The organism is Sphingopyxis indica (assembly GCF_032879645.1).
Taxonomy (GTDB): Bacteria; Pseudomonadota; Alphaproteobacteria; order Sphingomonadales; family Sphingomonadaceae; genus Sphingopyxis; species Sphingopyxis indica.
The window spans coordinates 2,290,358-2,301,450 of sequence record NZ_CP076394.1 but is presented as its reverse complement, the minus strand read 5'-3'; the positions used below and the strand labels follow the sequence as shown (position 1 = coordinate 2,301,450).

Genomic DNA, 11,093 nt, shown 5'->3' with positions numbered 1-11,093 from the left:
CGGGTGGAAGGGAAAGGGATTGCATGGCCGCCCCCCTCCTCGTCACCCCGGACTTGATCCGGGGTCCATTGGACCGGCGCCGGGGGACTGGAACCCGGATCAAGTCCGGGATGGCGAAGGTGAGCAAACGGAAGTTCCCCACCCCCAGGCCGCTATTGGCGCGGTGCCAGTTCGGCGAGGCAATTGCCGATTTCGAACCCGACCATCGCGCCGTCGTAGGAGCCGCGCACCGCGTCGCGCACGGTGCGCTGCACCCTGTCCCACTGGACGAGCACTGGCTCGATCTCCGCGAGGGGGCGTTCGCGCGCGATGCGCGACAGCAGCGCCGGGACGATGTCGATGACGAGTTCGAGCCGCGCACGGTTGGCGGCGCCCCCGACCTCTTTCGCCAGCGCCTCGCGGAGCCGGTTGTCGGGATCGCCCGAGGCCGCGATCGCCAGCAATTTCTTCTCCATCGCCGCGACGTCGCTGTCGATCAGCGCGAGCGCTTTCCCCGGCACGCCGCCCGACGCGGCAACGATCGCGCGCAGCTCGCTCATGTCGAGCATCGAGCGCAGCTCGTGCAGCCATGTCGTCATGGCGTCACGCTCAACCGGCTGAAAACGCAGCATTCGGCACCGCGAGCGGATCGTCGGGAGCAAGCGTCCGGGCGAATGGCTGACGAGCAAAAACAGCGTCTTCGCCGGCGGCTCCTCGAGCGTCTTCAAAAAGGCGTTGGCGGCGCCGGGCTCGAGATCGTCGATCGCGTCGACGACGATCACCCGCCAGTCGCCAAGCGAAAGCGAGAAGTTGAGCCGGCCCTTCAGTTCGCGCACCTGTTCGACCGTGATGTTGCGCGCCAGATCCTTGCCCTTGTCCTTGACCTGGCGTTCGAGCCGCAGGATTTCGGGATGATTGCCCGCATCGACCAGCTTCGCCGCGGCGGCATCGCCGGGGTCGTCGAGCGTCGCCGCATTGCCCTCGCCGCCCGCGCCATGCGTGACCAGAAAGCGCGCGACGCGTGCGGCGAACGCCGCCTTCCCCATCCCTTGCGGCCCGGCGAGCAGCCAGGCGTGATGCAGCCGCCCGCCGCGCCACGCGTCGAGGAAAGCCTTTTCGGCGTCGTGATGGCCGATCAGGGCAGCCATGCTTCGAGCTCTGCCAAGATCGCCGCGGTCACCGCTTCCGCGGACGCTTCGGCGTCGATCACGCGCCAGCGATCGGGCTCGGCCGCCGCCATGTCGGCAAAACGCGCGGCGAGGCGGGCCTGATAGTCGGCGGGCTTGCTTCCCATGCGATCGGCGCCGGCGGCATCGCGCAATGCGAGCCGACGTGCCGCTTCGCCCGAGCCCACCGTCAGCAGGAAGGTGCGATCGGGCAGCAGGCCCTTCGAGCCGAAGTCGTGCAGCGCGAGGATGTCGGCATCGGTGATCCCGCCGCCGCCGCCCTGATAGGCGCGGCTCGAATCGACATAGCGATCGCAGAGCACCCACGCGCCGCGCGCGAGCGCCGGACGGATCGTGCGCGCGACATGGTCGGCGCGGGCGGCGGCGAAGAGCAGCGCTTCGCTGCGCGCGTCCCAGCGCTCGTCGGCGCCTTCCATCAGCAGCGCGCGGATCGCTTCGGCCCCCGCGCTGCCCCCGGGCTCGCGCGTCGCGACCACCTCGACATCGCGCGCCGCAAGCGCCGCGGCGAGCGCCGCGATCTGGGTCGATTTGCCGACCCCCTCACCGCCCTCGAGCGTGATGAAGCGCCCCGTCACCATCCCGTCAGCCGGTAAAAGCCGGTGCGCAGGCGATCCCAACCGTCGCCCTTCCCCACATTGTTCGCCGCAAGCAGCGGGGTCGCCTGCGGCGGCAGACCGTCGGGCGTGACGATCAATTCGGCGATGCGCGCACCCTTGTCGACCGGGGCGGCCAGCGGCGCGCGGGCGCGCATCGTCGCGCGGAAGCCGCCCTCATATCCCTTGGGCACCGTCATTCGCACCGGGATCGCCGCCTCGGCCGCGACCGTGGGGGCATCGCCCTGCCCGACGTCGAGGTGCCCGACCTTTGCATGCGCCGGGACGAGTTCGCGCCCTTCCCATGCCTCGAACCCCCAGCGCATCAGCCGTTCGGCTTCGTCGCGGCGCGCCTTTTCGCTGTCCATTCCCGCCACCACGAGGATCAGACGTCGGCCATTGCGCTTTGCCGAGCCGAGAAAGCAATAGCCCGCCTCACTCGTGTGCCCGGTCTTCAATCCGTCGGCGCCTTCGATGTTGCCGAGGATCGGATTGCGGTTCGGCTGGACGATCGGCGTGCCGTCGGGCGCCGTGCCGTGCTGGAGACGCGGTATAGAGAAATAGCGCGCATAGCCGCCGGGATGATCGCGGATCAGCCGGTCGGCGAGCGTGATCAGATCGGCGGCGCTCACCTTGGTCACGCCGCCGTCGGGCCAGCCGTTGGGCGTGCCGAAATGGCTCGACGTCATCCCAAGGAGCTTGGCCATTGTATTCATTCGATTGACGAAAACCTCTTCGCTGCCGTCGATGCCCACCGCCAGCACCGCCGCCGCGTCATTGCCCGAAACGGTGATCAGCCCCTTGAGCAGTTCGTCGACCGAGACTTTTTCGCCGGCGCGCAGGAACATGGTCGAACCACCATTGCTGCCGTTCCATTTGTCATAGGTCTTCTGGTCGACCGTAAAGATCGCGCCGCGCGACAATTTCCCGCTGTCGATCAGATCGAGCACGACATAGGCGGTCATCACCTTTGCCATCGAGGCGGGCGCAAACCGCTTGTCCGCGCCGCGTTCGAACAGGATCGCGCCCGAATCCATGTCCTTGAGCATCGCGACGGGTGCGGCGGTGGTATAGAGCGGACGGCTGGCGGGCGCATGGGCGACGGTGCCGCTCGCCGATGTCGCCGGAAGGGCAAGGGTCAGAGCCGCCGCTGCGAACAAAGCCGCCCCGCTTTTCGCTAATATGGTCCACCGCATGATCCGGCGTGTAGAATGCCCGCCGCGCGATGGAAAGGGGTCAGCGCTCGCGGCGGATCAGTGCGTCGCCGAAGCCTTTCGCCTTTGCCTTCGCAAGCGCGCTCTGCGCTTCGGCTTCGCTTGCGAACGGTCCCATCGTTACGCGCCACAAATTGCCGGCTTGCGTGATCGCACCGTCCAATTCCTTTGCGGTGGCATCGGCGTTCGCCTTGTTGCCGAATGTTGCGACCTGAACGCTGTAGCTGCCGGTGGTTGCGGGAGTGGGCTTTGGGACCGCGGTTACGGGCTTGGGCGGCGCCGAGGCTGTGGGCGGCGCGGGCTGGCCGTTCGGGCCTTCGACGGAGAGGCGGTCGTCTCCGGGCTTGACGCGGGCTGGCGGAGCGGCGGGCGTCGCAGGCTTGGCGACCCCAGCCGCGATCGCCGCGGGCGAAGGCATGCCGCTCAATTTGCTGCGCAGGATCGCGAGCAGCGAGTCGGGGGTCGGCAGCCGTTCGGGCACCGGTCGCCCGGCGCGCAGCTGCGCGCGCTCGGCGGCGGGCGGATGGACGCGGCGGACGCGCACGCCGGTCGTGGTATCGGTCAGCCCGAGCTGTGCAGCGGCGGCGGGCGACAGGTCGATCAGCCGGTCGTTCACCATCGGCCCGCGATCGTTGACGCGCACCAGGATCGTGCGCCCCGTATCGAGCGCGGTGACCTCGACATAGCTCGGCAGCGGCAACGTCTTGTGCGCCGCCGAAATCGCAGCGGGGTCGAATATTTCGCCGTTGGCGGTCGGCTTGCCCGCAAGGTCGGCACCATAGACGCCTGCATAGCCGACCTCGTCATAGTCGGAGATATCGACGGGGGTATAGGTCACACCTTGCACCATGAAGGGCGCGCCGATCACCACCGGCGTATCGGCGGCGAGGGTGGGCGCGGACGGTGCGGCTTTGCTGTCGGCCGCTCCGCCCTCGCTGCCCGACGCCGCGCATCCGGCGACAAGCGCCATCACTGCGATCGCGACGCCGCCCCTAACGATCGATTTCATCCGCCAACACCCCCACGGACAATGCGTAAAAATTGGAGCAATTATAGTCCAATATCGCACGATAATTACCGGTGAGCAAATAGGCGGTGTTCCCGGGACCGTCGGGTTCGAGCAAGGTCGCCTGGATCGACCCGTCGGGCCAGCGGCCGCCGAGCGGTTGCAATCCGTCGGCGCGCCACTCGGCCATCGAGCGCCAGCGGCTGTGGCGTTCGAACACGCGCGGGCAGCGCGTCGGCACCAGCTTGTTGGCATGGCGGCTGCGGTCGAAACCCGCGGGAACGCGCACGGGGATGCCCCACGGCTGTCCCGGACGCCAGCCGGCGTGGCGCAGATAGGCGCCGATCGATTCGACCGCATCGGCCTCGCTCGACCAGATGCGCGCGACCCCGTCGCCGTCGCCATCCTCGGCGAGCCGCAGATAGACCGAAGGCAGGAATTGCGGATAGCCGAAGGCGCCGGCCCAGCTGCCTTTCAGGACGCTGCGCGGCACGCCTTTTTCGACCATTTCAAGCGTCGCGAGGAATTCGGGCTCGAACAGGCTGCGGCGGCGTCCTTCATAGGCGAGCGTGGCGAGCGCTTCGGGCAGGTCGAAACCACCGGTCACCGCGCCATAGGCGGTTTCGTGCCCGAAAATCGCGATCATTATGCTCGGCGGAACGCCGGTGCGCGCCTCGATCCGCGACAGGAGCGGCAGCAGCCGGTCGTGGACGCTGCGCCCGCCGTTGATCCGCGCCGCATCGACATGCTTCGCCTTATAGGGCGCAAAGGGCGGGATCGGCTGGTTGGGATCGGGCGGGCTGCCCAGATTGTCGCGGTCGAGCGCGACGACGCGGCTGTTATATTGCAACCCCGCCGTCACCCGGTCGAAAGTCGCGCGCGAGACCCCACGTGCCTGCGCCTTGGGCCACAGCGACTGGATATAGGCATCGAAGGCGGCATTGCCGCTCCCCTGCGCGTGGAGCGGCGCCGAGGCGCTGAGCAGCCACGCCGAGAGCGCCACGCCGAGGAGAGGGAAAAGACGTCCGAATCTGAAAGGTTTCATGTGCGTCATCCCTTCCCCATAGGCAAAGAGTGGCACAGATGCACCCGCCTTGACCAGAGCCGCTCGCGACGGCCCGAGTCAAAGCCGCGCCGGAGCGAGCGCGCAATCTTTGGGCTTGCCGCCCCGCGCCCGCGCGCTATGTCGCGCGCAGAGGACAGGTGGCCGAGTGGTTTAAGGCAGCGGTCTTGAAAACCGCCGTGGGTTCACGCTCACCGTGGGTTCGAATCCCACCCTGTCCGCCAGTCATGCCGCATCGTGAAAGATGATGCCGAGCGCGTAGCGCTCTCCGCGCCGCACCTCGCTGACGCCGTGCCGAAGCTTGACGCGATGGGGGCCGCGCGCGCCGATGCGCGGGGCTTCGTTGACCGCGAACACGACCGCATCGCCCTGCCGGAGCGGAACGACCTGCGCCCGCGACTGCATCCGCGGTCGTTGCTCGGTCAGGACGAACTCGCCGCCCTCGAACTCGTCGCCGGGTTTCGAAAGCAGGATCGCGACCTGCAGCGGAAAATGCATGGCGCCGTACAGGTCCTGATGCAGACAATTATAGTCGCCCGCGCGATAGCGCAGGATCAGCGGCGTCGGGCGCGCCTGCCCGGCTTCGCGGCAGTCGTCGAGAAAAGCCGCGTGCCCGGCGGGATAGGCCGCGTCCTGCCGCAACCGCTCGGCCCAGGCGTTCGCAACCGCCGCGAGTGGTGGGTATAAGCTACGCCGAAGCGCCGCAATCATGTCGGGGAGCGGGTAGCCAAAGTACCGATATTCACCGCGACCAAAGCCGTGCCGCTGCATATGAACGGTGCTGCGATACAGATCGTCGCGATCGTAGGACGCCCGCAAGGCGTGGCATTCGTCGGCGCTCAGCAACTGCGGCAAAATATGCCAGCCGTTGCGATCGAGATCGTCGGTCAGACCTGCGGCGTCGGGAATAGCAAAACGGCGGTTGGGGTCGGCTGGCATGGGGCACTCCTCAGCATCTCGGGCCGCTCTCCCTAGGCAGCGGGTCTCGCCTCTGCGCTCCGCTTCTTGCGATCAAAGCGCGCCGCAACGAACCTCGAGAATTTTCCAAGGCCCCGCCCTCGCCGCTCCGTCTTGCGATTGTCCCGGGAGGACGTCCCGACCGATCACAAGAGGAATTTCATGCGCAAGACTTTGCTGGCATCGACCTGCCTGGCCGCCATGGTGGCCGCGCCTTCTTATGCCGAAACCACGATCAATTCCGCGACGACGACGCCGGTCAAAACCTCGACCGTGAAATCGGGCGCGCCCGACGACATCAAGATCACCAAGGACGGCTCGATCAAGCCGGCCGGCGGCACCGCGGTGACGATCGACAGCAACAACAAGGTCGTCAACGAGGGCACGATCCAGATCGGCAATGCAAACGGCGCCACCGGCATCTTTGCCGAAGCCGGCGTCACCGGGTCGATCACCAACAGTGCCACCGGCAAGATCGTCATCGACGAAAGCTATGAAGGCGAAGACATCGACAAGGACGGCGACAAGGACGGCCCCTTCGCGGTCGGCAACGGCCGCACCGGCATCGGCACCGGCGGCGCCTTCGCCGGCAATATTGCCAACGAAGGCGCGATCACCGTCGAGGGCAATGATTCGGCGGGCATTCGTCTCGGCGGCCCGCTGACGGGCAAGTTCACCAACAATGGCACCGTGTCCGTGCTGGGCGATAACGCGCTCGGCATCGGGTTGCAGGACGTGACCGGCGACGTCCGCATCGCGGGCAAGGTCGCCGCGATCGGCGAGAATGCGATGGCCGCACAGATCACTGGCGACATCGGCGGCGCGCTCGAAATCCAGGGCGAGCTCACCGCGAGCGGTTATCGCTTCATCACGGCGCCGTCGGATCCGTCGAAGCTCGACGCCGACGACCTGCTTCAGGGCGGGCCGGCGCTGTCGATCGAAGGCGATGTCAGCGGCGGCGTCATCCTCGCCGTAGCACCCAAGGACGCCGACAAGGACGACAAGGACGAGGACGACGACGGCATCGACGACGACAAGGAGGGCGCGGCCGCCGTCCGCTCGTTTGGCGAAGCGCCTGCGATGCGCATCGGCTCGGCCAACCGCGACGTCACGATCGGCGCGGTTGCGGGCACCGGGACCGATTTCGGCCTGATCATCAACGGTACGGTCGTCGGCAACGGGCTCTATGCCGGCAAGGATGCCACCGGCCTCCAGATCGGCGGGCTCGGCGGCGCGGTCGATATTTCGGGCGGCGTCAAGGTCGGCGGCTCGGTCAATGCGATCTCGAAAGATGCTTCGGCAACCGCGATCCGGATCGGAGCGGGTGCGACGGTTCCCGAAATCCGCGTTTCGGGCAAGGTCGAGGCGAAGACCGGCGGTGAAAATGCCGCCGATGTCGCGACCGCGATCCTCGTCGAGAGCGGGAGCCATGTCGCGACGATCCGCAACAGCGGAACGATCAACGCCGAAGTCGGCGGCAAGGCTGCGACGGCGCGCGCGATCGTCGACCTGTCGGGCAACGTCGATCTGGTCGAGAATAGCGGCGCGATCAGCGCCAAGGGCGCCGAGGAGGATGGCGAGAATATCGCAATCGACCTGGCGGCGAACGCCGGGGGCGCGACGGTCAAGCAAGTTGCGGTCGCCTCGGGCGTTACGGCGCCTTCGATCACCGGCGACGTCCGTTTCGGCGGCGGCGACGATGTTTTCGACATCGCCGACGGCACCGTGACGGGCAACACCGGATTCGGCGCCGGTGACGATCAGATGAAATTGTCGGGCGATGCCGCCTACACCGGCGATGTCGCTTTCGGCGCGGGCAACGACAGCCTTGCCATGGAAGGTTCGTCGCGCTTCGTCGGCCTGGCCGATTTCGGCGGCGGTGCCGACAGCCTGACCATCGGCGGATCGGCGGTTTTCTCGGGCACGCTCGCCAATTCGGCGGGGCTTGCGGTTGCGGTGAACGGCGGCGCGTTCGACGTCGGCGGCGCGGCGACGATTTCGTCGCTGTCGGTCACCGACGAGGGCATTTTGGCGGTCACGCTCGACGGCGGCGACGGCGGCACCGCGCTGACGGTCACGGGCAATGCGAGCTTTGCCGAAGATTCAAAGCTCGCGCTCAAGCTGTCGAGCCTCGACGAGGCCGAGGGCGAGCATATCGTCGTCACCGCAGGCTCTCTGACCGGCGCCGACAATCTCACCACCGAAACGACGCTGCTCCCCTATCTCTTCAAGGGCGAGCTGACCGCGACCGGCACCCAGCTGATCGTCGATGTCGAGCGCAAGAGCGTCGACGAGCTCGAACTCAACCGCTCGGAAGCCGGCGCCTTCAACGCGGTGATCGACGCGCTTGCCGCCGACGAGGATATCGAGGGCGTGTTCCTCGACATCACCGACCGCGATACCTTCCGCGCGCGGATGCAGCAGATGCTGCCCGAGCATGAAGGAGGCGTGTTCGAAACCGTCACCACCGGCTCACGCGCGCTCGCCCGCTATCTTCAGGACCCCAATGCGCCCTATCAGGACGAGGGCAAATGGGGTTATTGGGTGAACCAGGCCGTATGGGGCACGTCGAAGAGCCTCGGCGATACCGCAAGCTATGACGTGTCGGGCTGGGGCATTTCGGGCGGCGCCGAAATCAAGACCGACGTCGGCAGCTTCGGCGGTTCGATCGCCTATCTTTACGGCAAGGACGGCAATGGCCTCAACGACAATCAGGTGACCACCAGCCAGTTCGAAGGCTCGCTGCACTGGCGGCTGCGCTCGGACGGCTGGATGGCGAATGCGCGCATTTCGGGCGCGCCGATCAAGATGAAGGGCACGCGCGTCTTCCGCGCCGAGGCCGGCGCCGAGGACATCGACAAGACGATGCGCGGCAAGTGGGACGGCACGCTCTATTCGGCCTCGGGCAGCGTCGCGCACGACGGCCGCCTCGGCGGGCTCACGCTGCGCCCCACGGTCGCGGTCGACTATTACAAGCTCAAGGAAGACGGTTACACCGAAACCGGCGGCGGCGATGCGCTCGACCTGACGGTCGGAGCGCGCGACAGCGACGAGCTGGCGGTTACCGGCACCGTTGCGCTCGGGCTCGAGTTCGGCGGCGCCGACGAATATGACGGCTGGACGCGTTTCGAACTCGAGGGCGGACGGCGGCAGATCGTCGGCGGGTCGCTCGGCGCCACCGTCGCCTCGTTCAAGGACGGCGACCCCTTCACCCTGGTCCCCGCGGAACGCACGAGCGGCTGGGTCGGCCGCCTGCGCGGGATCGCGGGCAACTCGGCCTTTCAGGTCGGTGGCGAAATCTCCGCGGAGGAACAACAAAATCATGTTGGATGGGCCTTCCGCGCGAGCCTGAAGGTCGGTCTGTAACGGACCGGCCCTCTTCCAGGGTTCGCCCAATCCCCCCGGGCGGGCCCTGCCTCCGCAAGGGGGAAGCGCCCCTCACCCTGCTTCCCCCTTGCCTCTGGAGTCGCAAACCGATGACCGCACTCGCTTCTCCCCTCCGCCCCTCCGCCCGCGTGGCGGAGGGGTTTGTGTCGCTGCGGTTGCATGACGCTGCGATGCCGTTATATCACAGCGGTTTCAGGGGGCAGGACAGGGCCGGCGCCGCCGGCACCGCCAGACAAAAGACGGCGCTGCGAACCAAATATTATATGACACAGGCGACCGATCGGACCGACGCCGCACATGGCATCGAGGGCGTATTGCTCGCCAACCGCGCGCGTATCGTCCGGTTTCTGGAAGTGCGCGGCGCGGGCGACGCCGCCGAGGATCTGTTTCAGGATCTGTGGATGCGCTTGACCGAAAAGGCGAGCGGACCGATCGGCGAACCGCTCGCCTATGTGATGCGCGCGGCGAACAATCTGATGCTCGACCGCTATCGGTCGGCAAGGCAGAGCGCGCTGCGCGACAAGGCATGGGGCGAGGCCGCCGCGGTTCAGAAACCCACGGCCGAAAGCGCGCTGATCTCGCGCGAGCAGCTGGCGCTCGTCGAAGCGGCGATCGCAGCGACGGGCGAACGGCCCGCGCGTATCTTTCGCCGGTTCCGGGTCGACGGAATGCTCCAGCGCGATATAGCCGCCGAAATGGGGGTAAGCCTGAGCACCGTCGAAGCCGATTTGCGCAAAGTCTATGCCGCGCTTGCGGCCGTGCGGAGGCAGTTCGATGCAAGCTGACCCCACCATTGCCATCGACGCAGAGGCGGCCGGCTGGCTGATCCGCCAGCGCGATCCCGCCTTTGCCGACTGGGACGGCTTCACCGATTGGCTCGCAGCCGATCCGGCGCATGCTGCCGCTTATGATGCGCTCGCCAGCCTCGACGCCGACCTCGACGCCCTGCCCGTCGCCGAGCAGCCGCAGATCGTCTGGGACGCCGAGCCGATCCGTCATCGTCCCTCGCGCCGCGCCTGGCTGGGCGGCGCGCTGGCCGCGGCGATCGTCGGCGTGATCGGCGTGTCGAGCTTTGGCCTTTTCGACGACACGCAGCGGATCGAGACGCTCGCGGGCGAGCACCGCAGCATCACGCTTGCCGATGGATCGAAAATCGAGATCAACGGGGCCTCCACGCTCCTTCTCGACGACGACCGCCCGCGCTTCGCGCGGCTCGAGCGCGGCGAAGCGATGTTCCATGTCACGCACAAGGATGCCGATCCGTTCGTTGTCGAAGCTGGCGAGGCCGAGATCGTGGACCTGGGAACCGCCTTTAACATTGTGCGCGGGGAACGGCGCATTTCGATCGCCGTTTCCGAAGGTATCGTCGCCTATAATCCGAAGCGCGAGAATGTTCGTCTCGCGGCGGGCAAGGGACTCGAAGCGCGCGACGGTGCCGCGCCGCAGGTCCACGACGTCGAAGCCGCCACCGTGGGCGGCTGGCGCACGGGGCTGCTCGTCTATAATGGCGCGCCGCTCGGCGAGGTCGCCGCGGACCTGAAACGCACGGCGGGAATCGACGTGGAGATCGCGCCCAATGCCGAAGCGCTCGTCTTTCGCGGCGCGCTGGTCATAGATCGCGATCGGGCGCGGACAATGGCCGATCTCGCGGCCCTCTCGGGAACGCGGGCCGAGCGGCAGGGCGATGGCTGGGTGCTGATGCGCTGA

At 67.4% G+C, this 11,093-nt stretch carries 9 protein-coding genes and 1 tRNA gene; 4 read left to right on the top strand and 6 right to left on the bottom strand.

The genetic code is table 11. The features are described from left to right. Positions 1-152 precede the first annotated feature (152 nt). The 5 genes from KNJ79_RS10945 to KNJ79_RS10925 form a co-directional block, all read right to left on the bottom strand. Complete coding sequence (locus tag KNJ79_RS10945; RefSeq protein WP_317151089.1) at positions 153-1,127, bottom strand: DNA polymerase III subunit delta'; 975 nt, start codon at positions 1,125-1,127, stop codon at positions 153-155. Beyond that, complete coding sequence (gene tmk / locus KNJ79_RS10940; RefSeq protein ID WP_317151088.1) at positions 1,115-1,744, bottom strand: dTMP kinase; 630 nt, start codon at positions 1,742-1,744, stop codon at positions 1,115-1,117. The genes KNJ79_RS10945 and tmk overlap by 13 nt, the downstream gene beginning before the upstream one ends. Beyond that, a complete protein-coding gene (locus KNJ79_RS10935; RefSeq protein WP_317151087.1) occupies positions 1,738-2,919 on the bottom strand; it encodes a D-alanyl-D-alanine carboxypeptidase family protein in 1,182 nt (393 codons plus the stop codon). Before KNJ79_RS10935 ends, tmk begins: the two co-directional genes overlap by 7 nt. A gap of 76 nt (positions 2,920-2,995) precedes the next feature. Next, positions 2,996-3,982, bottom strand: coding sequence for a septal ring lytic transglycosylase RlpA family protein (locus KNJ79_RS10930; RefSeq protein ID WP_317151086.1), 987 nt, complete (start codon positions 3,980-3,982; stop codon positions 2,996-2,998). Next, complete coding sequence (locus KNJ79_RS10925; protein WP_317151085.1) at positions 3,966-5,024, bottom strand: lytic murein transglycosylase; 1,059 nt, start codon at positions 5,022-5,024, stop codon at positions 3,966-3,968. The genes KNJ79_RS10930 and KNJ79_RS10925 overlap by 17 nt, the downstream gene beginning before the upstream one ends. A gap of 152 nt (positions 5,025-5,176) precedes the next feature. On the opposite strand from KNJ79_RS10925, the gene KNJ79_RS10920 reads away from it, so the two are divergent. Continuing rightward, a tRNA-Ser gene (locus tag KNJ79_RS10920) sits at positions 5,177-5,266 on the top strand. A gap of 1 nt (position 5,267) precedes the next feature. On the opposite strand, the gene KNJ79_RS10915 is transcribed toward KNJ79_RS10920, so the two are convergent. Further along, the gene (locus KNJ79_RS10915) at positions 5,268-5,981 is read right to left on the bottom strand and encodes a 2OG-Fe(II) oxygenase (RefSeq protein ID WP_317151084.1); all 714 of its coding nucleotides are present in this window, start codon (positions 5,979-5,981) and stop codon (positions 5,268-5,270) included. Positions 5,982-6,161: 180 nt separating this feature from the next. Between KNJ79_RS10915 and KNJ79_RS10910 the strand changes: the two genes are divergently transcribed. The 3 genes from KNJ79_RS10910 to KNJ79_RS10900 all read left to right on the top strand — a co-directional run bounded on the left by KNJ79_RS10910 (position 6,162) and on the right by KNJ79_RS10900 (position 11,093). Next, positions 6,162-9,365 carry an autotransporter outer membrane beta-barrel domain-containing protein gene (locus KNJ79_RS10910; RefSeq protein ID WP_317151083.1) on the top strand — a complete coding sequence of 1,068 codons (3,204 nt, stop codon included), beginning with the start codon at positions 6,162-6,164 and terminating at the stop codon, positions 9,363-9,365. Positions 9,366-9,556: 191 nt separating this feature from the next. Further along, entirely contained in the window at positions 9,557-10,171 is a 615-nt protein-coding gene (locus tag KNJ79_RS10905; protein WP_317151082.1) for an RNA polymerase sigma factor, read from the top strand. Continuing rightward, positions 10,161-11,093, top strand: a complete 933-nt coding sequence (locus KNJ79_RS10900; RefSeq protein WP_317151081.1) for a FecR family protein — start codon at positions 10,161-10,163, stop codon at positions 11,091-11,093. Before KNJ79_RS10905 ends, KNJ79_RS10900 begins: the two co-directional genes overlap by 11 nt.